Genomic DNA, 25763 nt, shown 5'->3' on the forward strand with positions numbered 1-25763 from the left:
CTTAGTATTATCCCTCAACTTTTAATGCTTGACGCAAGCTCAGTGCGCCACAAACATTAATGCCAAGGACCAATTATTAAATTATCTGGTAGCTTGGAGTCTAAGGTTAAATTAATCAAGGTTATAAAGTTTTGCTCGCAAAGGGATTTAATTTTAGCTGTACGAATATCATCAACTGGCAGATTTTCTACAAATAAAACTGAACATTGACCAGCAAGTACAATTTTCTCTAGCCAATTGAACAAAGTATCTTGTGCTGGTTTGTTTAATCGAATGGCCTTATCAAATTTACCTGAAAAGCTAACGCGGTCAGAAATTAAATACATCCACTTAGCATCAGATAGCTCGTTAAGACCATAATGAGCCATATAGTTTTGATAATGCAATTGATTATTGCTGGGTAAACATTGTTGTTGTGTTAAATCTACCTGTGCCATGAACTACCTCAATAGTGTATTAATATACAGTGGTTGTATATACAGTAGTACTGTATATATGTTCATGCAAGTGTTTTTTTACATTTTTTAATCAATTGAATAAATTTTTGTTTCCGGAAAAACAACAGAAGCAACAATAAAGCCCAGTAAATTAAAGGCTGAAGGATGTCTGACTTGACCGACCAAATGTAATGGAATGCGATTAAAATTGCTGCGATATACACAAAATTGTGAAGGGTTTGCCATGTTTTACCTAATTTACGCTGGGCCCATGTAGTGGAGGTCATTGTGAGTAATAACAAAATGACAAAAGCAATAAACCCAACTGTTATGTAGGGGCGTTTTATGATTTCCGAAATAACAAGTTGCCAAGCTAGTTGTAGTTCAAAAAGTATATAACTCAGGAAATGCGTTAAGGCATACACAAACGCATAAAGCCCGATCAACCTGCGCACTCTAATTAATGCAGCTATCCTGAATCGTTTTGCTAAGGGCGACACAAGAAGTGAAATCAGCAGCAAATTAAAGGCGCTAATACCGGTAAAATGCAGAAGCTCTTTAACTGGATCTCCGCCAAGCTGATCAATAAAGCCTTGATAAAAGACCCAAATTAAAGGCACTAATGCAGCCAGGTGAATTGCCACTTTTAGCCAAAATATACGTCTATTGGTTAATTTTAATTTCACTTAAACATCACTTAAAAGAACTGTCTTAGATCCATACCTTTATACAGATGGCTAACTTCGTCATAGCCATTGAATGGTAAAGTTGGCGTACGGGTTTGATTAAATAAACCACCACTAGTAATTCTTCGCTCACTTGCCTGACTCCAACGGGGATGAGAAACGGCTGGATTCACATTCGCATAAAACCCGTATTCGTTGGCCGCTAGCTTTTGCCATGTGGTTGGCGGTTGCTTGTCGGTCAACTTGATTCGTACGATAGATTTGATACTTTTAAAGCCGTATTTCCATGGCACTACGAGTCTAATTGGTGCACCGTTTTGTGGTGGTAAGGTTTCACCGTATAGCCCAACCGATAATAACGCTAATGGATGTAATGCTTCGTCCATTCGTAAACCTTCAACATAAGGAAAATCAATTCCGCCGCCAATAAAGCGACTTTTTTGACCAGGCATTTGTTTAGGATCATCTAAGGTTTCAAAGGCGACATATTTAGCAGAACTAAGGGGATTAGCAAGCTTGATCAAACTAGCTAAAGGAAAACCTATCCACGGTATGACCATTGACCAAGCTTCAACGCACCTAAGACGGTAAATTCGTTCTTCCAGTGGAAATAGTTTAGTCAGAGCATCGTAATCTAGGGTGATTGGCTTTTCGACCAAGCCATCTACGCTTAACGTCCAAGGTTCAACTTTGAATTTTTGGGCATTTTCCTTAGGATCCGATTTAGCGGTTCCAAATTCATAAAAATTATTATGAGAGGTAACTTTGTCCAATGGTGTCAGTGTTTCTGAAGTACTAAACTGAGTCGATTTAGTAAATGACAAGGGCTTGGTTTCGAATCCTTCTTGATCATTAGAAAACCAACCTAATGCGCGGGCGGGTTGGCTAGCAAGTAGGGCACTTGTGCCTAAAAATCCCATTGCCTTCAACATGCTTCTGCGCTGCTGATAAATTGCTTTGGGTGTTACCTGACTTTCAGATTCATCACTATTTTTGGGAATTTTTATTAACATTAACCATCCAATATATTCAAACTACGCTTCGCTTATACGTATAGAAAGAAGAATTGGATAAAAAGTTGCAATGTTTTTAATAAAAAGACAATTGTTTAACCGCTAAATTGATCGTTAATGCTGCCAGACTTGGGTAAAAACAAAGTGCTGTAGAGTTTAGATGCAAAACCATCGGTCATGCCAGATATGTAATCTGCAATAACCCGGTTTCCATTATTTTCTAACTCTGCTGCTCGCCATCGAACTCTTGTGTTCTCTGGTAATAGCCGAGCTGGATCGGACTGAATGGCCTCAAACAGTTCCATCACAATCTGTTGTCCTTTATATTCAATTAATTGAATATCCGGCTTACGAATAACGCGGTTAAATACAAATGTCTTGAACAATCCTAACGCCTTATGACAAGAGATAGGGAACGCCGCGTCATACGCTAATAGGGGTTCATCAAAGTGTTCTGTTTTGGGAACGATCTCGATGGAGGTGATAAACGCGTTTACTAACGCACCAATGGCGTCTTTACGTTGATGGTGATATTCACTAAATAGTTTGTTAGTGATTGAATCTATATTTTCAGATAAAACGAAATCCGTTAAATCTTTAATTTTTGCAGTAACTTCTTGTTGGAATTGCTCACGGTGAATGATTCCCATGACAATAGCATCTTCAAGATCGTGAATACCGTAGGCGATATCATCAGCCAATTCCATTATGGAACAATCAAATGTTTTGAAGCGTGTTTTACTGTGTTTATCGTCAAACTGATTAAAGGCTACAAATTTATTTTTATCGTTCTCAGACAATGGCTCTAACAGCCAATTAAACATTTCCGTATCACAAGTGTATAAACCCTTGGGTGGATGCCATAGATCGGCTTTAACTTGGCGATGAGGCACTTGATCTGTTTCGATCCGCTGATTGGTAAGATTATCGATAAAGTTGGGATACTTAACTAAACCTAACATAGTGCGACGACTCAGATTCATGCCATGTTCTAATGTGTATGGTTCTAATTTTCCGACAATTCTAAAGGTTTGCCCATTGCCTTCAAAACCACCATGTTTGTACATTTTATAATGTAACGCCACTTCGCCACCATGCCCAAAGGGTGGGTGTCCAATGTCATGGGCCAAACAGAGTGCTTCGATTAGCTGTTCATTTACATCAAGTTGCTGGGTAAGTTCTGGGTATTTATTGCGGAGTTGTGCTGTTATGCCCTGACCAATTTGTGATGCTTCTAGCGAGTGAGTTAATCGCGTTCGATAAAAATCACTCATGCCCACACCTAAAACTTGGGTTTTAGCCTGTAAACGTCTAAATGCAGCAGAATGTAATATTCTCGCTTTGTCTCGTTGATAGGGATTTCGATGATCGCCTGTGCGAATAGATTGATTTGATTCTCTTCTTTGGGTCCACATCTAAAATATCCTACTTATTTAATCCGTTTTGATACATCGAGTTTTCATTTTTGTTACTCAAACTCATGGTTTTATTGATTTACCCTGTTGAATGTCATCCGCAACCCTTCAGCCTTTTGTACACAGGTTATAAGATTAAATTAACCTATTTATACTACAAAGTCACTTGCCTGTTAGTTATAGGGCAGGGCAGAATTATTCTGTATTTACAGAGGTTGTTATGGATATAAAACGGATGAAAAACAACCGTATAAGCTGTTTATTTTTAACATAGTTGCATTTCAACTTGGCGATTGCTTAATACCTTGTCGTTAACCAGCATATTGATAGCGAAGTATTTAAGCTCATTTTCTCATTTCGTTGGATTTAAATAATATTATGAACCATGGCGATATTCGCCAGTTCTGCTGATGTGCTAGCATTCAGTTTGTTTTTAATTTGTGTATTGTAGTTACAAATTGTTTTGTAACTCAGACTAAGCTCATTGGCAACGTTGTGAGCGTTTAAACCTTTAGATAACAGCCTGAAAACATCAAATTCTCTTGGCGAAAGGAGATTAAGTTTATGTTTGGTCTTTTTCGGTCCATTGAAGCGTATTTCAGTATTGTTGGGTAACAAGCCTTTTTCTATATATTCCTTACCACTTGCAATAACCGCAACCGCTTCAGCTAAGACTTCTGCAGCACTGTTTTTAGTGACGTAACCTTTTGCTCCTGCATCTAATGCGCGCTCTACATAAATCTTCTCATCATGAATGCTGTACACTAAAATGAGCGCACCGTGATAACATTTGCATAACCGACGTATGGTTTCAAGACCACCAATTCCAGGCATCGATAAATCCATAACAACCACATCAGGTTTAAAACGCCGATATTCTTTGGTTGCTAATTCACCACGTTCAATATCAACAATATCACCGATAAAATCTTGCGAGGCGAGTAACATTCTAAATCCAGCCCTCACGACCATATGATCATCTACTAACAAGACCTTCAATTTATTTGTTTGCATTACTTGTCTTCCCAATAAGGCAGTTCCACTGTGACTTTTACACCATAGTTTTCGATGGACTCAATATGGAATTGGCCACCTAGGTTTTCAGCCCGTTCGCGCATACCTAATAAACCAAACCCGGCTGGATTGAATTGTTTACCTTGACCATCATCCGTTACTGTAATTTTTACCTGATCAGCGTCTTTGTTGATAAGAACCTCTACTTTTGACGCGTTTGCATGACGCACAACGTTAGTTAGACATTCTTGGACTATTCGATAAACATGGATCGCAATTTCATCACTTAAGCTTTCCAATGACGGGTCGTATTCAAGATCAAAGCATAATGTTTCATTTCGTCGCTGCCATTCGGTGACCAATTCCGACAATGTTGCGCCTAAACCAAGCTCTGACAAACTAAGAGGGTGAAGCGTTTTCATCATTGAGCGAACAACAACAGATAAATGGTCACAAATTTTAATAATAGAATCGGTAATCGCCTTTACATCGGTTTTCGGTTGTTGGCATGTTACGGCCATCGCTTTGATTGCTGTTAAAGATTGGCCCATTTCATCATGTAATTCGCGAGACATATTTTGTCGTTCAGTTTCCTGAATCTTCATGCTGTGCAGGGCTAACGCTTGATTATTTGTTTGTGCGTTTTTTAACGCCCGACTCATACCGTTAATTTCCATTGCAATGGTATTAAATTCACTAATTTTAAAATGCGGTAATTGCAAATCAAAATGGCCAGTTTCAACTTGACGTAAGCCAGATAGAATCGCTTTAACGGCTTTTAGCATGGAGTTAAAAACGAGGTTTACGGTGAAGAATATTACCGATAGCATCAGTGCTATTGAGCCGAAAAATACTTTCGTTTCTCCCCAGGCTTCGTTAATTTCATCCATAGGATCAGCGGTAATGAAAATCGTTTCTACTGATCCATCTGCAATTTCCATATCGTAATTATGAGTTAGAAAATCCGCCATTACAGACTTAATAAACCAGCGTGGAGCCGCATTTTCTTCTGGATTTTGATAATGGCTTTCACCCTTTACGGTTGAGCGTTTGGTGTTTTCAATGGATATATTCAGGTGCCTCGCTGGCTGCATAGTGGCAATTTTCTCAAACCAAGCATGCTTTTGTTCGCTTCCGGAAGACAGATGGTCAAACCCAAATTCAATCATTTGGACGGCTAGGTTAATCGATGAGCGAACTTCTTTTTCAACAGAGACTCTAGCTTGCCATACCGCAATAATAATACTGAAAATTAAAATCACTATGACTGAGGCAATAATTCTAAAGTTGATAAGAGCGCGCATACTCATTTTGTAGAATTCCAATATCCGTCTCTTGATTCTGTACTTTTGATCATACTCATCTCAGGCACCATAGGCATTGTTCCTTGGGTTCAAATTTCTCATACTTTGGAACTAAGGGGGAAAAGTGGGGTAAGATTGGTTTTGAGTTGTTAAAGGGAGATTTATTTTAGCTATTGCAATACTTAGCTTTCTTATAATCGAGGCCAGTATGAGGTTTATAGGTAGCCAATAAAGTGTAGGAGTCTTAGGGATTTATCGGTGTGCTGATTATTGGATGTTTGTGCTTCTTTTTAAAAAATTTAAAGATGAACAAGTACTGAGTGGTAAACCGCACTTGTTCATCCTTTTGAGTTTGCTTCGAGTAGCAATTAAACCGCTTAAAAATTAAAGGTAATACCTCCAAAGAACAAACGTTCACGACCTGCTAACTTGCCCTCATTTCGGCTGACTAAATAAGTTTTATCAAACACATTTTCGATGCTAGCAAATAACGTTACTTGGGTATCTGGAATATAGTAGTTCACGGTTGCATTCCAAATTGTGTAGCTTGATATTGTCCCCTCAATGCCATTGGCACTTTCTTCTTGGGTGTTTTCATCATCTACAAATTGCTCTCCCACATACTGAACGCCAATCCTTGCATCAATGCCACTGGCATGTTCATAACCAAAATCAAGATTGATCAATTGCTTAGGAGCATACTGCATTCGATTGCCATCATTATCTGGGTCAGAAGCCTTGATGTATTTAGCTGTCCATAAATTAGTATAAGCGCCAGACAAATAGACATTATTTGTTTGCCCATAAATGTCAGCAAAGTTAATCCGACCAGCTAGTTCAATACCTTGCTGTTCGCTTTCGCCACTGTTATCAAATGTTGCGCCATTATCAACGATAGTATTTTCAATATCGTTATGGAAGATTGCGCCAGAAAACATCACCCCTTTTGCGTAATTCGACCTCATACCGACTTCATATAAGGTACTTTCTTCTGGTACGGCGCGTGCTCCAGAAGCATCAAGATCGCGATCTGCTCGAGCTGGTGATATGCCTTTGTGAACGCCTGCAAAAACGGTTGTGTTATTTATGCCATTCCAAGCGATACTTAAGCTTGGCAGGAACTTAGTATAATCGTCAGATACGCTATTAGTGGAGAAATCGTCACTGTCTCTGGTTGTTACATCTTCAAAGCGAAAACCAGCTGTAACAGACCAATTATCGATATAGGTGGTATTTTGCGCATAATAAGACACTGCGTATCCGTCGAAACGCTCCCCTTCGAGATCGTCGCCTTCGACTAAGGCTAATTGGTAATCCAAGCGCTGTGCAGTTGTGGTTGCATATACTTGTTGACGATGTATTTCTTCCTTATGAAAACGTACCCCAACAATCACATCATTTTCAAGGTTGAATAGTTTATGTGCAAAGTCAGCGCGACTTTCTGCGCCCCAAGTAAAATACTGACGGGGAGCATGACGACCGCCGCATAAATTAATATCAGAGTTAGCAATATCGGAAACCGTTATATTACCGTCGCCGTTGGTATCACCTATAGCATCACAGTTACGTAGCCGAGACTCCCAAACTCCGTCAACCTCTCTGCCGCTATTCGAACCCCGAAGACCATTACGAAAAATATCGCTGTAGTAAGCCTGAGAGCTCAAGGTGAGCTTGTTATTAACCTCAAATGTATGGGTGAGTTGTACAATGTCACGGTCTTGTTGCCATTTGTCTAGCTCCGCCGTAGGGTGATCGTAAGGGTCGTTTGCATATTCATCGCGAGTGAGATAGTTTTCCGTTTGATTGCGACGATCTTTTGTGTGAACTACCTTGAGCCCTATTTTTTGCTTATCGGTAATGTTGTATTCGCCCTTAAATCGATAGTCTTTGATGTCGTAGTCACTGTTGTAAAAAATACCATCACCTTTAGTTTGTGCCAGTTCAAACATAAGGCCACCTTTGTCGCTTCCATAACCAATACTCCCATGTAAACCTTGGAAATTTTGATTACCGAAACGAGATGTAAAGCTACCTTGAATTTCACCATTTCTTGGCACCGCTTTGGTCACAAAATTGACTGCTCCGGCTAATGTTTGAGGTCCATATAAAATCTGACCAGCACCTTTTACAACTTCTACTCGAGTAACCGATGTTGAAGGCGTAGCATAGTGATTCACCGGATCCGTGTAGGGAGCTAACTGAAGAGGCATACCATCTTCCATCACCATCGCTTTCGCACTGCGCCGTGGGTTTTGTCCTCGGATACCGATATTTAAATCAAAACTCATACTGCCATCTGCGACAACCATTATGCCTGGCAGTGCTCTTAACTGCTCATTTACCGAAATTGGACGACGAGCCTGTAAATAGTCCTCTCCAAGAATATCAAAAGAGCCGGCAACAGCTTCAAGCCTTGATGGCAAAATACCATTAACCGTTAGCTTTTCAATGTCCGCAATGTTATCTACAGCTTGAGTGGGGTATGAGGCCAGTAATAACGATGACAGTATCGCCGTACTGATTAGCGTTAGTTTCAGAGTCATGTTTTTTATTCACTTTTATTTAACAAAAAACATATGCTATACATCGCTAAATGAACTTCATATAGGAAAAATTCCTGTTCCACAGTACAACGCAAAAGTTGACTTTTTTTGACATTAGCTAAGGTGTAGTTAGGGCTCAGAAGTAGGCTAACAAAATAATAGTCAAAGACGTTATTTCTTTGAGCTAAGCGCAACGGATGGGGAGAACGTATCTTTTAAGTGACTCAATAATCTGTGAATTAAGCCACTTAAAGATTAAATTTTGTGAGCGAAGTGTTGTTTATAGCTGGGTTTCAGACAACTTATCTAGGGTTGTAGTGCAACTGTCCAAAAATATTTCTACAAAACATTCAACTTCAGGCATGGTAACGATAAGTTCTTGTATGGTTTTATCTAGTTTGTCTTTAACGTGTAAAAATTCATCGTTATGAAAACGTAGCTCATTCATAGTTTTCACATAGGCTTGTAAAATATCAGCCGCTTTTACAATGGCTTTATATTCAGGATCAACTTCAGACTGCACTAACAAAGGTTCCATTTCGCTGCGTAAATCTTCAGGTAACGTTGACAAACATTCTTTTTCAGCTAGGTCTTCGAGCATTTTAAATGCTTTAGTGAATTCAGGGTTATGGTACTTTGTATTGGTGTTGATATCTTGCAGCTTGGTTTCTGAAACTTCGTGATACAAGGCTAAAGTAGCGGCTCTTTCTGGATTTAACTTGCCATTAAAGCGCTTATTTTTAATCACTGTTAACAAATGCGCAATCACGGCCACTTGATGACAGTGCTCAGATACATTTTCTGATTGAAAGCAATGCATTAACGCCCAACGCTCTAGTAATGGCATTCTAATTATCCATGCCATAAATGTACTTTGGTTCATAATAACGACCTTTGATTTTACCAAGTAATAAATGAGTTTTTGATGAAGGAATAGGCTTAGATCCACCTATTTACGAAAACAATTAGCAGTTAGGGTAAATGATACATCGAAGTGTTGAACTTTTCTGCTATTTGTATTGCAAACTACATTATTAATGTAAGTGTTTTAAAAATGAGAGTGTAGATAATTACACTCTCATTTGAAGTTGTGCTTAATTACACTTGCTTGTAGTAAGAGAAGAAATTACCAATACGATTAATGGCCGTTTCCAGTTCATCTTTATGGGGTAGAAAAACCAACCTAAAGTAGCAACCATCTTTAAAGTTGAATGCTTTTCCGTGTACTAACAGGATCTTTTCTTTGGTTAATAGATCCAAGATCATTTGTTCATCGTTAGTAATATTAAATTTTTCGGCATCAACTTTGGCGAAACAGTACATTGCACCTTTTGGTACTACGCAACTGATACCATCAATGTCATTTAACATTTTAGTGGCAATATCTCGCTGTATTTTTAAGCGACCGCCATCAACAATTAAATCATTAATACTTTGGTATCCACCAAGTGCAGTTTGAATCGCATACTGACAGGGGACATTGGCACACATTCGCATTGAAGCGAGCATGTTAATTCCATCAATATAGTTTTTAGCGATCAATTTATTTCCGCTAACCAGCAACCAACCGGCTCTAAAACCAGCAATTCGATAATTTTTCGAAAGACCACTTAACGTAATAAAAAACAAATCGTCAGCCATTGCAGCAATACAATTATGTTCGGCGTCGTCGTATAAGATTTTGTCATATATCTCATCACTGAAAACAACCAAATTAAATTCTCTTGCCAATTCAATGATGTCCTGCAAAACCGCCTTGCTATATACCGCACCGGTAGGGTTATTTGGATTAATAAGCACAATTGCTTTGGTATTGGCGGTGACCTTACTGCGAATATCGTCAATATCAGGAAACCAACCGGCTTGTTCATCACATTTATAATGTACTGGGGTACCAGAGGATAAACTAACAGCCGCGGTCCACAATGGATAATCTGGGCTTGGAATCAGCACTTCATCACCATTGTTCAACAAAGCTTGCATTGCCATTACGATTAATTCGCTGACGCCATTTCCAATGAAGACGTCATCAACCGAGATATTTTTAATGTTCTTTTGCTGGTAATACTGCATCACGGCTACACGAGCTGCGTATATGCCACTGGCGTCAGAATACCCTTGCGCGGTAGGCAAATTATGAATAACGTCTTTTAGAATATCTTCTGGGGCTGCAAATCCAAATGGGGCAGGGTTACCTATATTAAGTTTGAGGATCCTATGCCCCTCGTCTTCCATTTTTTTAGCGGCATCCAGGATCGGTCCTCGAATGTCGTAACACACACCCTCTAATTTGTTGGATTTATTAATTATTTTCATGAATGCCCATACCTTGATTTGATAACACAGAATAATACAGCCTGGGGGTTGGTGTTAAGAGGGATTTAATAATTTTTTTTATATAAGACTCATGTTTTTTGCATAACATCTGTTTACAAACTAATTGTTGTCTTATTTTTTAAGATCTAGCACTCTGAAATTGCAGTTCATTATAGGAATACACCATTATGCCTGTTCCATTAATTTGGTTAGGGGCTGGAATAGCAGCTCTGTACGCTGGTGACAAAGTTCATCGAGCAAATAAAATTAAACGCCAGTACGTGAAACATTACCCTGGAGAAGAGCAATCCTTCGTTCACCTTCAAGACGGCGCTATTGTGTGTTGTGGGATATTTGGTGTGTTTGAACATACCGGAATTTGGGTTGATGGCAATATTATTGAATTAAAAGGGAATGGTTTAATACGCGGTATCTCACCGCAACGTTTCTTAACTAAAAGAAGTGGTGAATGTATTTATGTGGTTTGTAACGATTTAGGAGAGGCGCTAATCTCACCACATGCCGCAAAAACTGCCGTTTCGAAATTGTACAATTATAGCGACTACGATTTGATCAAAAATAATTGCCATCGTTTTGTTTGGAGGTGTGTTTCTAATTCAGAAGAATTAATCACCAGTTTTTCTGATCTCAACAATGCACTTTTTGGTTATTTTAATTCCTCACTGAGTTGGCGTCCTGCCGATTTTAATCGCTAAGCATTTCGACTCCCAATCGAATATTATTTGAATAATGTTACAAATATGTTAATTGTAGCTATATTCATAGAGGACATCTTAAACCTTGGGAAATTATCTAGGTGAACAATATTTCAGCGGATAAATGGCAAACTTCCCTTGCTTGCTTATACTTATTGATATGTCCAATTTGAATTATAGATGTGTTTCCAACCGAATCGATTTAAAATTTTGGAGTTAAGTATGTCACAGCATTTCCAAGAAGAACCTCACAATGCAATAACAGATAGTAATATTGCACGAGTTATTCCTTGTAATGAATTAGCGTTTTCAGATCCATTTAAATGGCTTGCATTAGGATTTAGAGATCTGTTACGAGCACCTATTTTAACCGTTTTCTTTGGTGTGTTCTTTGCACTAATTCCTTGGCTAATTACTTATTTAGTTGCACTCACAGGTTGGCACTTGGTTATTTTGCCAGCGATGGTTTGTTTTATGTTGATAGGGCCTTTTTTGGCAGCAGGCCTGTATGATATCAGTTGGGAATTTGGTAAAGGTCATAAGCCCACTTTATGGCACGCCGTAAAAGCGGTGAAACGCAATGCAGTTAATGAATGGGGATTTGGTATATTGTTAATGGTGTTGATGATATTTTGGTTACGCGTAGCCTCAATGATCCACGCACTGTACCCTTCATACCTAGGAGATAACTTAGAAGAGTTATTACCATTCTTAGTATTGGGGACCTGCGTAGGGGCCGTTTTCACTGGCATCGTATTTTTACTCAGCGCTTTTACACAACCTATATTGATGGAACGTAAAGTAGATTTGGCTACTGCGGTATTAACTACTGTAAATGCTGTTTGGTTAAACAAAGGTCCAATGTTTGTTTGGGCGATGATTATATTTGTCGCGGTGGTAATTGGCTTTCTCACAGGGTTTGTTGGATTCGTATTGTTAATGCCGCTAATTGGTTATGCTACTTGGCATGGCTACATAGAAACAATACAAACTAAACGCGAGCGTAAGTTTGAGTAACTGCACTAGTTTTAAAAGGGTCTAATTTTTAGACCCTTTTTTTCCGATTTTATTTAATCTTCCTGCAAATTTGAACAAGCATACAACTGCATCGTCATATCCCTGATTGAATCATCTTTTTATTGGTTAAATCCTACTTTGTTAGGCAAATAAACTAGATATGGTTAGGTAAATTCACAATTAGGATAAACATCCTAATTGTATTGGGCTTATTAGAATACTTCTGTACTTTGTGCAATTTCTGCAATTCATTTTCGCAACACATCTCCGCTATTTGTGAACTAGAATTAACATATTGATAACAGTTTATTTAACTCTTAAAAATAGGTTTTTAGATGAAAGACAGAAATCATCTTTCCGATATTGGGATGGTCCATAACGTGGAAATGATCACCAACGGTTTAGTCGATATTCCCATGCTGCAGTTATTATCGCCCGAAGGCAAGGTTCACAACCACGAGGAGTCCGCGGAGTTAAACCAAGAAGTGTCACAAAGAATCCTAAAAACGATGCACTATATTAGGATTTTAGATGAACGCATGATTGCCGCACAACGACAAGGCAGGATCAGCTTTTATTTGGCCTGTACAGGTGAAGAAGCTGCCACAATAGGCAGTGCCGCAGCGTTAGAGCCGCAAGATATGATCATGTCTCAATACCGTGAACAAGGTTCATTAGCGTATCGCGGATATACGACTAAGCAGTTTATGGATCAAATGTTTAGTAATCAAAAAGACCCAAACAAAGGTCGTCAAATGCCTATTCACTATGGGGATAAAACATTAAATTTCATGACTATATCATCTCCATTAGGAACTCAAATTCCACAAGCATCAGGCTATTCATACGGTCAAAAAATGGCTGGGTTGGATGCCTTAACTATTTGCTATTTTGGTGAAGGTGCCGCCTCTGAGGGAGATTTTCATGCAGGTCTGAATATGGCCGCAGTGTTAAATTGTCCGGTTATTTTCTTATGTCGGAATAATGGCTACGCCATCTCTACACCAGCAGAAGAACAATTTGCTGGAGATGGTATTGCTTCTCGCGGAATAGGCTACGGTATTCGCACGATTAGAGTTGACGGCAATGATGTTTTAGCTGTTTATGCCGCCACAAAAAAAGCCAGAGAAGTTGCTTTAAAAGAAAAATGTCCGGTATTAATTGAAGCCATGACGTATCGACTAGCAGCCCATTCAACTTCTGATGATCCTACCGGATATCGTTCCAAAGAAGAGGAAGCCAAGTGGAAACTAAAAGATCCTATTTTACGGTTTGAAAAGTGGATGAAAAGTAAAGGATGGTTTGATGAACAAGCAATTAAAGACTTCGCTAGCGAGTCTCGTCAAGAAGTTTTGCAAACCTTAAAACAAGTAGAAAAAGAACCGATTAATAGCATAGAGGATATTATTGAGGATGTTTATGACACGCCACCATGGCATTTAAAAGAACAACTGCAACTACTCAAACAACATATTCGTCAGTACCCAGATGCCTATCCGAAGACTTCAGGGAGAATGAAAAATGACTAAAATGAACATGTTACAAGCCGTTAATAATGCATTAATAACGGCAATGGAAGCAGATAAAACGGCGATGGTATTTGGCGAGGACGTCGGTCATTTTGGAGGCGTTTTTAGAGCAACCAGCAACTTACAAGAAAAGTTCGGTAAGCAGCGCTGTTTTAATACACCGTTGACCGAGCAAGGGATAATAGGGTTCGCCAACGGCTTAGCATCACAAGGTTCAACTGCAATAGCAGAGATTCAATTTGCCGATTATATTTTTCCAGCTTTTGATCAAATCGTAAATGAAACCTCCAAGTTTAGATATCGTTCTGGCGGTCAATTTACCTGCGGTAGTTTAACGATTAGAACGCCATACGGTGGTGGGATTGCTGGTGGCCATTATCATTCACAATCTCCAGAAGCTTTTTTCGCACATATCCCTGGAATGAAAATAGTGATTCCTCGCAATCCATATCAAGCTAAAGGCTTGTTATTGGCCTCAATTAGAGACGACAATCCAGTGTTGTTTATGGAGCCTAAACGCCTTTATCGAGCGTCTGTGGGCGAGGTACCAGAGGAAGATTACGAATTAACGCTAGGCAAAGCAGAACTTGTCAAAAATGGCACCGATATAACCTTACTTGCGTGGGGCGCGCAAGTGGAAATACTGCAAAAATCAGCTGAGATGGCTGAAAATGACGGTATCTCCTGTGAAATTATCGATCTACGCAGCATATTGCCCTGGGATGTAGAAACCGTATGCGAGTCAGTGGTGAAAACCGGACGTTTGTTAATTAACCATGAAGCTCCACAAACAGGCGGCTTTGCCAGTGAAATTGCAGCCACAGTGCAAGATAAATGTTTCTTAAATCTTGAATCACCTATAGCTCGAGTATGTGGCTTAGATACACCTTATCCGTTGTCACACGAAAAGGAATACATGCCAGATCATTTAAAAACCTACGAAGCCATTAAGCGCTCAGTCAATTATTAATCAGGAGAACAACATGAATGACTTTATATTGCCTGATATTGGCGAAGGAATTGTAGAATGTGAACTTCTTGAATGGTTGGTAAGCGAAGGTGATCTGATAGAGGAAGATCAGCCTGTTGCTGAGGTCATGACTGACAAGGCAACCGTGCAGATCCCAGCAATGCATTCTGGCAAAGTCACTAAGCTGTATTACAAAGCTGGTGACATAGCAAAAGTCCATGAACCACTATTCGCTTTAGATGGTGGTTCCGAGAGTGGACAAGGCAAAATACAAAGTGATAGTGAACAACAGCACAAAAGTGAGGAATTGATTCAGCCAGCACATGCTTCAAGCAAACAAGAGCAAGGGATCCAGACACAATCTACTGAAGCGACTGATTTTATCTTACCTGACATAGGTGAAGGTATTGTTGAATGTGAAATCGTAAAATGGCTTGTTCAAGAAGGTGATACGGTTGCGGAAGATCAAGCTGTGGTTGAAGTGATGACGGATAAGGCACTTGTGGAAATTCCCGCCAAATATTCCGGTGTCATAAGTCAGTTATATTATCAACAAGGGGAGATAGCAAAAGTCCATAGCCCATTGTATTCTCTTGTGACTTCTGAAGGTTCTCAAGCTAGTCAGCCTAGTTCGGTAAATAGCAATAAAATTTCAGAACCACAAAGCACTACGCCTGAAGTTGGCCAAACCACGTCAGCAAAACGTAAAGCCTTAGCTAGTCCCGCTGTTAGGCGTTTAGCTAGAGAAAATAGTTTAGATATTACCTGCGTATTAGGAAGCGGTAAAAAAGGTCGCGTTTTGAAAGATGATATAACCGCCCATCTAAACAAAAATAATCAACCACAAACTTTACAAAATGCTGTTACCAATGAGGATGCAGCATCACAAGACAGCCACGAGAATAAGGTTGAAACCATTCGCGGAATTAAAGCGATAATGGCTAAACAAATGACAGACTCTGTGTTCAGTATTCCGCACTTTAGTGTGAGTGACGAGATCGAAATGGATAACTTAATGAAGGTACGTAGCGACCTTAAACAGGAGTTTGAGAATAAAGGCACTAAGTTAAGTTTAATGCCATTTTTCATTAAATCTTTGTCTTTGGCTTTAAAACAGTTCCCAATCATAAATAGCCAAGTGAACCAACAATGCACTGAAATTACTTATTTCAAACAACACAATATTGGTATTGCTGTTGATTCCAAATTAGGCTTGCTTGTTCCCAATATCAAGGGAGTTGAAAACCTTTCATTGTTTGAAATTGCGCAAGAAGTCGAACGATTAGTAGGACTTGCAAGGCAAGGTAAACTTTCTAGTAACGATTTAAAAGGCGGTACAATTAGTATTTCCAATGTGGGTGTGATTGGTGGCACTACAGCGACACCAGTAATTAATAAGCCTGAGAGTGCAATTGTTGCCCTCGGAAAGATTCAACGACTACCTCGTTTTGATCTAAATGATAAGGTAATTCCGGTCAATATAATGCACATAAGTTGGTCTGGAGATCACCGTATAATTGACGGCGCAACTATGCTTAAGTTTAGTAATTTGTGGAAATCTTATCTCGAAAACCCAATAAGTATGCTGACTGACTTAAGTTAGGTTGTAGGGGGCCATATAATTTTTATCTGGCACCTCTTGGTTAAACGTTGGTGAGTCTGGCTTATTTGGGTATCATTAGCTGATGTTCAGTTATATAAGTAGCCATTCAAATGTTAAGTTATCGTCATAGTTTTCATGCAGGTAATCATGCTGATGTGTTAAAGCATATTACCCAGATGTTGATCATCAAAAAGCTTAAAATCAAAGCTAAGCCCGCAGTCTACATTGATACTCACAGTGGTGCGGGTTTGTATGAACTGCAAGGACTAGAGGCGCAAAAAACCAAAGAATTTTTAACTGGCATAACCGCTATGCAAGCATACCAGTCAGAACAACAAGATATAGCGGAATATCAACAGCTTACACATGATTTTGTTGAAAATAATCAGTATCCAGGATCGCCCCTGATTGCTGCTAATATGCTTCGTGAGCAGGATAAAATAGTATGCATGGAGTTGCACAATACGGAGATAGACAATTTACGCCATAATTTGGCGGATTTTGGATCTTTAGCAAAGGTGGGTGTACATCACAGAGATGGCTATGAAGGACTATTAGCAATATTGCCACCGATTCCTGCAAGGGGATTAGTCCTAATAGACCCATCGTACGAAGTCGCTGACGAATATCAACAGGTTGTGATGACACTCGCTAAAGCCATTAAGAAATGGTCGGTTGGCATTTTTGCAATTTGGTATCCACTTTTATCTAGTCGTGCAGGTCAAAAGGCGGGATTAAGTGAAAAAATGATCAGTGAAATCGCTGCCCTTGATTGTAAAAGCGTGCTCAATGTAGCAATGCATGTTACTGAAAATGAAGGTGATGCGGGTATGTATGGGTCTGGTTTAATTATCGTTAATGCTCCATGGCAACTGGATACTGATCTAGAGAATGTTTTACCTGAATTAGTCGCGCATCTTGGCGGTGATGATGCACATGGCAAAGCTTACGTAGAATGGTTGAAAAAGCCTGACTAACTAAGGCCATCTAAAATGACTGTAGCTGATCTAAAACATTTTTATATTCCTGATGAACAATCTATTTATCTTTTGTCTCACAAAGATGCACAAAAGTTAAAAGATTGGATAAAACTGTGTAAAGAGCAGCTCGAGTTATTGGGCTACAGTGAAATAGAGCTAATTGGGAAAGGTGCTTTTGGCTTTGCTTTTGCGGGCAAAGATCCACGTCAGAATCAATTAGTGTTTAAGTTTTCTCGGATCAATCTTCCTCAACATGTGCAAGAGCAATTGGAAGATGAAGCTTATATGTTAAGTCAGGTAGAGCACCCCTTCGTACCATCACTAATCGAATTTCAACGGATTAAAAAACAAGCCATTTTGGTAATGGAAAGAGCCAAGGGCGTTGATTTAGAAGTATATTCACTGCAAAAAGGACCTTTATCGGCGAGGCTAATTACAAAAATCGCAGCACAACTTTGTGACATCTTAATTTTTTTACGACAACACCAAGAGCAAGGTATCACTAAACCTATTGTGCACGGCGATATTAAACCTTCCAATATTGTGTTCGACGAGCAAACTGAATCAATTGGCTTAATCGATTGGGGATCCAGTGTTTTTGCGCAAATGGATCACCAAGGCCAATATATCGCTAACAATGTTATGGATTTAATGTCGAGTGATTTGCAACAAACCAATGCTCGCCTTGGGGACGTTTATTTCATCGGAGATGAACAATTAAATGGTGAATTATCCAGTCCCAGATTCGATGAACAAGGGCTGGCAAGTACCTTATATGCATTAGCGTCAGGTCAGTCAAGCCGCTTCGGTAGACACATTATAAAACCAAATTCCCTCGGCTTACCCAAGGAATTATCTGAAGTGCTTAGCGCGATGTTAAGTGAAGATCCTAAACAACGTAAATTGGGTGGCGACTATTTTATTAAAAACATGAAATTCATGAAAAATATTGTCTTTTGTGAAACAGACGTCGAAGATCATGTTGCACTTATTCCTACTTGGAGTTTTGCCAAGAAAAAAGAAATTGATACGGTAGTTTACAGTTCTAGACGCTCATTCTTAAAACTAGAAAATAACGACATTACTTCCGACCTACATTATGTAAATGACGCTCAGTTTGAACGTTATTATAAAAACTACATGCAAGGTATGGGAGAGACAGAAAAAGCATTTATATCTGCGGTGGGTAGATTAGGTAAATATCCCGTTGTTGGCGGATTAGTAGTTAGGTGGCTGCCAGAAGGGGTTTATATTGATTCTAGTTTGAATCTTTTTAATCCAACATTAAAACGTTCATTTGATGTTTCTGTGAACAATGTCGTTACTTTAGCAAGAGCGATTCATAGAGTAGGGGTGTTTAAAAGCTGTATGTTTAATGCGCGAGATACCTTACACATTGAACGGGAAGACGAAAACTTACCCTACCAACCCAATATCCATATGCAAATACCTTACGAATTGAGCCAAACATCCATTACAGAAGATCAGAGTCGTAACCATTCTTATTTTGAAGATGGCGAAGATCCTGATGAGTTATTAGCCCTTCCTGACAATATGATGGTAATTATTCGGCAATTAAATAGTATTCATCATACCGGTTGCATTATATTTGAAGCTTTACCTACACATCTTAAAATTCATAGTTATTACACATTACTGGATCACAGTATGGAGAGTGAATTTAAGGCATTATTAAATAAAATTATCGACTTAGTTTCAGAAATTAAAGGGTTGGGGATTTCAGGATTTATGAAATTGCCGTATAAAGACACTCGTTACTTTGAACATGCTTCGGGTTTACCAGAGAAGTTTCATCCAAAAAAATTAAAAACAAATAAGCGCTAAAAATATACGGGGAGTAGTACATGGCAGAAGTGACATTAAAGTCATTATTGCAGTTAGAAAAAATCGAAGATTCGCTCTACAGAGGACAAAGCTGGGATCTGGGATTCCGCGCGCTATTTGGCGGACAGGTTATGGGACAAGCGTTAGCCGCAGCCCATAACACCTTGCCAGAAGGTAGAGTTTCTCATTCCTTTCATTCTTACTTTTTATTACCCGGTGATGCAAACCATCCAGTGTTATATGATGTGGAAAATGTCAGAGATGGTAGAAGCTTTTCAACCCGTCGCGTAAAAGCAATACAAAATGGCAAAAACATATTCTATTTGACTGCGTCTTTTCAAACACCCGAGAAAGGCTTAGAGCATCAGTTTGCCGATATGCCAGATGTTCCGCCACCGCAGGAAGTGAAATCTGATTTAACTTTTTTTGAAAGTACATTGGATCAAATATCTGAGCGAATGCAAGAAGCAATTAGTTATCATAAGCCAATCGATAGCAGGACTGTACAAACCATAGATCCCTTGGAACCGGTTAAATCGGAGCCGAAGCGTTATATATGGATGCGCGCACAAGAAATCATAGCGGATAATTTAAACTTAAATCATGCCATGCTGGCCTATGCATCAGATTACCATTTTCTGGGTACTTGTTTGCAGCCCCATGGAATTTCGGTTAGAAATAAACAACTTAGAATGGCAACCATAGATCATGCAATGTGGTTTCATCACCCATTCAAATTTGACGAATGGTTATTATATGTCGCTGAAAGTCCATTTACTGGTGGCGTACGAGGGTTAGTTCGCGGTCAGTTCTTTAATCAAAAAGGGGTTCTTGTGGCTTCAACCATGCAAGAAGGGCTAATGCGACAAGTTAAAAAGTGAAGCGACTAAAGGCTAAAGGAGAGTTAATGTGATTTATTCAATCGGAAAACGCAAAGCCGTTGTTGCAAAGAGCGCGTTTATCGCGCCTGGTAGTCATGTGATTGGTTCGGTTAATTTGGCAGAAAATAGCAGCGTTTGGTTTAATGTTGTTATTCGTGGTGATTGTGACGAGATAACAGTGGGGCCAGATACGAATATTCAGGACGGCTCTGTTTTGCACACGGATTACGATATCCCCTTAATTCTAGGCAAAGGTGTAACGGTAGGACACAAAGTGATGTTGCATGGGTGTGAAATAGGTGACTACAGCCTAATTGGCATCAATGCTGTTGTGTTAAATGGGGCGAAGATTGGTCGTTATTGCTTAATTGGCGCAAATAGCTTGGTTACTGAAAACATGGAAATACCAGATGGTTCCCTTGTAATGGGAAGCCCAGCCAAAATTATTAAGACCCTAAATGAGCAACAGCAAGCAATGTTAAAAGGCTCTGCCGAACATTACGTGAATAATGCGAAACGCTACATGAGTGAGCTGATCGAAGAATAGTATAGGCATTTTACACTGCTTTTTTGGCGGTTTTTTTCCCCCTTATAAAAAAGGCCCGGTACTATCACTAGTTCCGGGCTTAGGGGAATGGCTCTTGGAAAGAGCCTTGCGCTAACTCAACTTCTTCAGGGAGAAGTCTTCAAAATCAAAATTATTGATTCGAATATTTATTTTAGAACAACTTTGCACAAAAATTAAACAAATTTGAAACTAAATTTAAAAACGTCTTAAAATCAGTGTCCTGCATCACAAAAACAAATGACTTCCATCCTTTATCAACACCTAAACCACACTTTATACAGTCCTTGTCTACAGCTTATCCACAGATCATTGGTGTGAACTGAACAATATTTTGGCTAATTAAAAGAAATATGGGGAATACAGTTGGCTAAATACATTCTTTTTATGAATAGTGGATATGCTGATCTTGTCGTTTAGTCAGTCACCTGTAACACTAAGGCAGTTTTAACCTTTTGAGAATGTAATTTATGACTTCACTAGCTACATCATTTATACCAACGGTTCGTACTCTCATGGGGCCTGGACCTTCAGATGTTGACCCAAGAATACTGACGGCGCTATCTAGACCGACTATTGGGCATTTAGATCCGCAATTTATTGATCTAATGGATGAGATTAAATCTCTCCTACAATATGCATTTCAAACAAAGAATCAATTAACTATGCCAGTTTCAGCGCCAGGTTCTGCTGGTATGGAAGCCTGCTTTGCTAATTTAGTTGAGCCAGGTGACAAAGTGATCGTCTGCCAAAATGGGGTTTTTGGTGGGCGTATGAAAGAAAACGTGATTCGTTGTGGTGGTATCGCCGTAATGGTTGAAGACGAATGGGGTAAACCAACGGACATAAAAAAACTAGAACAAGCATTGGAAGAAAATAAAGACACTAAAATTGTCGCATTTGTACATGCTGAGACCTCAACAGGGGTTAAGAATGATGCCCAAGCGTTGTGTAAACTTGCGAAACAGTATAATTGTTTAACCTTAGTGGATGCCGTTACTTCCCTAGGTGGCTGTGAACTTAGAGTGGATGATTGGCAAATCGATGCGATTTATTCAGGTACACAAAAATGCTTGTCATGCGTGCCAGGCTTGTCTCCCGTTTCGTTCAGTCAGCTAGCGATCGACGCCATTAAAGCTAGAAAAACGCCGATTCAAAGCTGGTTCCTCGACATGGAGTTGGTTATGGGGTATTGGGGTAAAGGTGCTAAACGGGCCTACCACCATACTGCACCGGTAAACAGTTTATATGCATTGCATGAAGCGCTTTTGATATTGCAACAAGAGGGGCTAGAAGCCGCTTGGAAGCGTCATCAAGAAATGCACATTAAACTAAGAGATGGACTGCAAGCGTTAGGCTTAAAGTTCATTGTTGAAGAAAAGTATCGTTTACCGCAACTCAATACCGTGAGTATTCCCGATGGTGTTGATGACGCCAAAGTAAGAGAAACCTTACTTAACGAATACAACTTAGAAATTGGTGCAGGATTAGGCTCATTGGCTGGAAAAGTTTGGCGAATTGGTCTGATGGGATATGGTTCAAATATACAAAACGTGAACTATTGCATCGATAGTTTAAGAGCAGTTCTTAATGCTAGCGATTAATCGCTAAAAGACGCAACTCTCAGTCCCAAACTCAATAAAAAGTCCTGTTTATTAAAAGCTAATAAACAGGATTTGCTCACAGCCTATTGATTCTATGGTAATTTACTTGGTATTACTAAATACGATACTTACTTATGTTACATAGAATTTGGCTAGCGTTCATTTTGTCAGCATTCATCGCCACACTCTGGCAAGTTATTTTTAATGATCACATTGGCAGTTTTAAAGACGTGATGGACGCCGTTTATTCGATGGCGAAATTGAGCGTTGATATTTCCATTGGGTTAATAGGTGTACTTGCTTTCTGGTTAGGGATTTTTCAAGTAGCCGAACGCTCTGGTTTAGTCACTAAGTTGTCGGTAGTGTTGGAGCCCTTGCTGTGCCGCTTAATGCCCGAAATCCCTAAAGGGCATCCTGCCATCGGCAGTATTACTATGAACATATCCGCTAACGTTTTGGGATTAGATAACGCTGCGACGCCTTTTGGTATAAAAGCAATGCAAGATATGCAAAGCCTTAATACTCAGCAATCACGTCTGACCAACGCGCAAATAATATTTTTAGTGATGAACACCTCTTCGGTGACGTTGTTTCCAATCGCTGTGTTTCTATACCGAGCAGAACAAGGAGCGCTTAACCCTACGGATGTATTTATCCCTATTTTATTGGCTACTTTTGCTTCCACATTGGTTGGCTTATTGGTCACATCTTGGGTACAAAAAATTAATTTATTTAACCGTGTAATCTTCTTTTATGGCGCTGCTATTATTTCCGTAATTGCGGCCGTAATTCTGTACTTCTCCTCTTTAGGTGCTCAGCAAATGGCTGCGCAATCTTCTATAGTTGCAAATGGATTGCTATTAACTTTTATTGTCATAGTATTAAGTGTTGGTGCGCATAAAAAGCTCAATTGCTATGAGTTGTTTGTCGAGGGGGCTAAAAAAGGATTTGAATTAGCTATTTCACTAATTCCTTATTTAATCGCTATGTTATTTGCGATAGGAATGCTCAGAGCGAGCGGCTTGTTAGACATCTTGATGGGAATAATTGCCAATGGTGTAAACTTCATCGGTATCGATAATCGTTTTGTTGATGCAATACCTAATGCATTGATGAAACCTTTAAGCGGTTCTGGTGCCAGAGCTTTAATGATTGAAACAATGCAACACCATGGAGCTGACTCTTTTGCGGGGCGACTTGCTTCGGTGTTGCAAGGTTCAACAGAAACCACGTTTTATATTCTAGCCGTGTATTTAGGGGCTGTAGGCATTAAGCATAGTCGCTATGCCGTTGCTTGCTGCCTTGCTGCTGATTTTGCAGGTATTGTTACTGCAATTTTGGTGGCCTATTGGTTTTTTGGTTAAACTAACGGTTAGGTATTAGACATTTTTATAGAAGGTAAAGGTATGTTACGTAAACTAATCATGTTTTCAATTGTCTGTGTTTTTTTGGCGGGTTGCTCAAAAGTCACATATGCAAATTACGATAGAGTTGAAATGGGCATGATAAAATCGGATGTAGAAATGATTTTAGGAAAAGCCGATAACTGTGAGGCTGTTATTGGCACACACTCATGTATATGGGGAAATGAAGAGGACAAATATATCAAGGTCAGCTTCATTATGGATAGAGCCGCTGTGATTACACAAAAAGGATTAAAATAAAATGCGTATATTTGTTGTTTGTTTTTTATTATTAACTAGTTTTGCCATATCCGCCCATGAGTCACGCAGTGACATTATTACAGTTAGAGGGCAGGGCAGCATATTTCAAGCTCCAGACATTCTAAAATTTACGATTGCGGTAGAGGAGAAAGGTGATAATTCTGCGGCTTTAAATGATTTAGTCAGTTCAAAAACGCAAAAGATATTGTCGGTGTTAACTAAACACAAAATTGCTGAACAAGATATCCAAGCAATGTCTTTGAGTCTATACCCTTGGTATGAGCGTGAGAGACAATCAAACATTCAAAAAGGCTATGTGTTCAATCGTAATATTAATGTTACGTTGCGAAATTTTAAAAACTACCCCGCAATTTTAGATGATCTATTTGCCTTGAAAGTTAGCAGAATTGATGGCTTTCGTTATGAAGTAGAAGATCAACAACAAGCTTATCTGAATGCGTTAGAAGCGGCGATCGCTGACGGTCACGAGCGCGCCAAACATTTAGCTAAGAATTTGCAGATCAGATTGGGCTCAGTGGTGAATGTTGAGGAAACATCGAGTTATCAACCTGCGCCACAACCATCTGCTCGTTCACTGTCAGTTTTTAATGAGGCGGCGCAATATTTACCAGGATTAAATGAAATAAATGCGAGTGTGACACTGTCATTTAGTATTGCCAAATAGCCTCCTTATCCCCACGTCATTTTAACTTACATTTATCGCCGCGCTTGTTGAGAGATTAAGCAAATTTATCTCTCAACAAGCCGCTATCTATGGTTTATAAATCACAAAGCTTAAAAAAATCGCTGAAATTCTGGTGATTGAAGGTTAAAATCCCTTTAAATAACGACTCGTTGTAAAAATAAGCCGATAGCCTGAAGGTAAAGATGTCAAAAGATATAGAAAAAACTGATTTTTATCAAAGCCTTGCAAAGCAAGCACAAGCCTTGATAGGTGATGAGCGTAACTTAATTGCAAATTTAGCAAATTTAAGTGCGCTATTATTTATGAGTTTAGAAGACATTAATTGGGCAGGATTCTATCTTTTTGAAGACGATGAATTAGTGTTAGGACCGTTTCAGGGCAAACCTGCTTGTATACGAATTCCTATGGGAGTCGGTGTCTGCGGAACGGCAGCTATGAATAGAACCACGCAAATCATTACCGATGTGCATCAGTTTGAAGGGCATATTGCCTGTGATGCAGCGAGTAATTCTGAAATAGTCATACCTATTTTATCAGGAAGGCGCTTAGTTGGTGTGTTAGATATAGATAGTCCCTCATTAGCTCGTTTCGATTCTGTAGATGGGCTAGGTTTACAACAGATCGTTGATATTTTACAAGAGACTATCATTTGAAAAGTCTTGTAGATGTTCATGTTGTGTTGGCTACGCCAGCGGATCTCGAAAACTGGGATGAAGACGCTGAAGAAGCAGCGGAACGATTAAATACGATTTTGCATTTGGCTTATGATCTTGCTGATGAAGACATAGACACGAGTCGCTTGGAAAAAATACTACATCATATATGGGTAAACTGGCACGAAGACAGTTATCTCTTGGAAATCGACGACGCGGATTTGCACGACTGGGTTGACCAACTGTTGGCAACTTGGGATGATGCAGAACACGATGAAGATTATGAACAAAATTATTAATTA

General features: G+C 39.3%; 24 protein-coding genes. 15 read left to right on the forward strand and 9 right to left on the reverse strand.

What is annotated here, in order from left to right; translation table 11 throughout:
• Positions 1-56 precede the first annotated feature (56 nt).
• The 9 genes from Q4567_RS07145 to Q4567_RS07185 form a co-directional block, all read right to left on the reverse strand.
• Positions 57-437 (reverse strand): hypothetical protein, encoded by a 381-nt coding sequence (locus tag Q4567_RS07145; RefSeq protein WP_216046559.1) that lies wholly within the window; start codon positions 435-437, stop codon positions 57-59.
• Between the two features lie 62 nt (positions 438-499).
• Entirely contained in the window at positions 500-1123 is a 624-nt protein-coding gene (gene msrQ / locus Q4567_RS07150) for a protein-methionine-sulfoxide reductase heme-binding subunit MsrQ (RefSeq protein ID WP_303499897.1), read from the reverse strand.
• 11 nt (positions 1124-1134) lie between these two features.
• Positions 1135-2136 (reverse strand): protein-methionine-sulfoxide reductase catalytic subunit MsrP, encoded by a 1002-nt coding sequence (gene msrP / locus Q4567_RS07155; protein ID WP_216046561.1) that lies wholly within the window; start codon positions 2134-2136, stop codon positions 1135-1137.
• Between the two features lie 95 nt (positions 2137-2231).
• Positions 2232-3551, reverse strand: coding sequence for an anti-phage deoxyguanosine triphosphatase (locus Q4567_RS07160; protein WP_303499899.1), 1320 nt, complete (start codon positions 3549-3551; stop codon positions 2232-2234).
• A 366-nt stretch (positions 3552-3917) separates the two neighbouring features.
• Positions 3918-4565, reverse strand: coding sequence for a response regulator transcription factor (locus Q4567_RS07165; RefSeq protein WP_216046563.1), 648 nt, complete (start codon positions 4563-4565; stop codon positions 3918-3920).
• Positions 4565-5890 carry a sensor histidine kinase gene (locus Q4567_RS07170; protein WP_303499900.1) on the reverse strand — a complete coding sequence of 442 codons (1326 nt, stop codon included), beginning with the start codon at positions 5888-5890 and terminating at the stop codon, positions 4565-4567. The genes Q4567_RS07165 and Q4567_RS07170 overlap by 1 nt, the downstream gene beginning before the upstream one ends.
• Positions 5891-6246: 356 nt before the next feature.
• Positions 6247-8412 carry a TonB-dependent receptor gene (locus tag Q4567_RS07175; RefSeq protein WP_303499901.1) on the reverse strand — a complete coding sequence of 722 codons (2166 nt, stop codon included), beginning with the start codon at positions 8410-8412 and terminating at the stop codon, positions 6247-6249.
• 280 nt (positions 8413-8692) lie between these two features.
• Positions 8693-9295, reverse strand: a complete 603-nt coding sequence (yfbR, locus tag Q4567_RS07180) for a 5'-deoxynucleotidase (RefSeq protein ID WP_303499903.1) — start codon at positions 9293-9295, stop codon at positions 8693-8695.
• Positions 9296-9510: 215 nt separating this feature from the next.
• Positions 9511-10728, reverse strand: a complete 1218-nt coding sequence (locus tag Q4567_RS07185) for a pyridoxal phosphate-dependent aminotransferase (protein WP_216046567.1) — start codon at positions 10726-10728, stop codon at positions 9511-9513.
• A gap of 188 nt (positions 10729-10916) precedes the next feature.
• Here Q4567_RS07185 and Q4567_RS07190 point away from each other — a divergent pair, with 188 nt between their 5' ends.
• From Q4567_RS07190 to Q4567_RS07260, 15 genes are all read left to right on the forward strand, one after another.
• Positions 10917-11444, forward strand: a complete 528-nt coding sequence (locus Q4567_RS07190; RefSeq protein ID WP_216046568.1) for a hypothetical protein — start codon at positions 10917-10919, stop codon at positions 11442-11444.
• Between the two features lie 222 nt (positions 11445-11666).
• Positions 11667-12461 (forward strand): DUF2189 domain-containing protein, encoded by a 795-nt coding sequence (locus Q4567_RS07195; protein WP_216046569.1) that lies wholly within the window; start codon positions 11667-11669, stop codon positions 12459-12461.
• Positions 12462-12796: 335 nt separating this feature from the next.
• Positions 12797-13990, forward strand: a complete 1194-nt coding sequence (locus Q4567_RS07200) for a thiamine pyrophosphate-dependent dehydrogenase E1 component subunit alpha (RefSeq protein ID WP_303499906.1) — start codon at positions 12797-12799, stop codon at positions 13988-13990.
• Complete coding sequence (locus Q4567_RS07205; protein WP_216046571.1) at positions 13983-14960, forward strand: alpha-ketoacid dehydrogenase subunit beta; 978 nt, start codon at positions 13983-13985, stop codon at positions 14958-14960. Before Q4567_RS07200 ends, Q4567_RS07205 begins: the two co-directional genes overlap by 8 nt.
• Positions 14961-14973: 13 nt before the next feature.
• Positions 14974-16563: a dihydrolipoyllysine-residue acetyltransferase gene (locus tag Q4567_RS07210; RefSeq protein ID WP_303499908.1), complete on the forward strand. Its 1590-nt coding sequence runs from the start codon at positions 14974-14976 to the stop codon at positions 16561-16563.
• Positions 16564-16673: 110 nt separating this feature from the next.
• On the forward strand, positions 16674-17540 hold the full coding sequence (locus Q4567_RS07215; RefSeq protein ID WP_303499910.1) for a 23S rRNA (adenine(2030)-N(6))-methyltransferase RlmJ: 867 nt from the start codon (positions 16674-16676) through the stop codon (positions 17538-17540).
• 15 nt (positions 17541-17555) lie between these two features.
• Positions 17556-19388 carry a protein kinase gene (locus tag Q4567_RS07220; RefSeq protein ID WP_216046574.1) on the forward strand — a complete coding sequence of 611 codons (1833 nt, stop codon included), beginning with the start codon at positions 17556-17558 and terminating at the stop codon, positions 19386-19388.
• A gap of 20 nt (positions 19389-19408) precedes the next feature.
• Positions 19409-20269 carry an acyl-CoA thioesterase II gene (locus Q4567_RS07225; protein WP_303499912.1) on the forward strand — a complete coding sequence of 287 codons (861 nt, stop codon included), beginning with the start codon at positions 19409-19411 and terminating at the stop codon, positions 20267-20269.
• A 28-nt stretch (positions 20270-20297) separates the two neighbouring features.
• The gene (locus tag Q4567_RS07230) at positions 20298-20816 is read left to right on the forward strand and encodes a gamma carbonic anhydrase family protein (RefSeq protein ID WP_216046576.1); all 519 of its coding nucleotides are present in this window, start codon (positions 20298-20300) and stop codon (positions 20814-20816) included.
• Between the two features lie 488 nt (positions 20817-21304).
• Entirely contained in the window at positions 21305-22438 is a 1134-nt protein-coding gene (locus tag Q4567_RS07235; protein WP_216046577.1) for an alanine--glyoxylate aminotransferase family protein, read from the forward strand.
• Positions 22439-22572: 134 nt separating this feature from the next.
• Positions 22573-23802, forward strand: coding sequence for a nucleoside recognition domain-containing protein (locus Q4567_RS07240; protein WP_216046578.1), 1230 nt, complete (start codon positions 22573-22575; stop codon positions 23800-23802).
• A 42-nt stretch (positions 23803-23844) separates the two neighbouring features.
• Entirely contained in the window at positions 23845-24102 is a 258-nt protein-coding gene (locus Q4567_RS07245) for a DUF3862 domain-containing protein (RefSeq protein WP_216046579.1), read from the forward strand.
• A gap of 1 nt (position 24103) precedes the next feature.
• The gene (locus Q4567_RS07250) at positions 24104-24787 is read left to right on the forward strand and encodes an SIMPL domain-containing protein (RefSeq protein WP_216046580.1); all 684 of its coding nucleotides are present in this window, start codon (positions 24104-24106) and stop codon (positions 24785-24787) included.
• Between the two features lie 203 nt (positions 24788-24990).
• Positions 24991-25461: a GAF domain-containing protein gene (locus Q4567_RS07255; protein WP_252728702.1), complete on the forward strand. Its 471-nt coding sequence runs from the start codon at positions 24991-24993 to the stop codon at positions 25459-25461.
• The gene (locus Q4567_RS07260; RefSeq protein WP_216046581.1) at positions 25458-25760 is read left to right on the forward strand and encodes a hypothetical protein; all 303 of its coding nucleotides are present in this window, start codon (positions 25458-25460) and stop codon (positions 25758-25760) included. Before Q4567_RS07255 ends, Q4567_RS07260 begins: the two co-directional genes overlap by 4 nt.
• The last annotated feature ends 3 nt before the right edge of the window (positions 25761-25763 follow it).

The sequence above is a fragment of the Aliiglaciecola sp. 2_MG-2023 genome, from assembly GCF_030548145.1.
In the GTDB taxonomy this organism is placed as follows: domain Bacteria; phylum Pseudomonadota; class Gammaproteobacteria; order Enterobacterales; family Alteromonadaceae; genus Aliiglaciecola; species Aliiglaciecola lipolytica_A.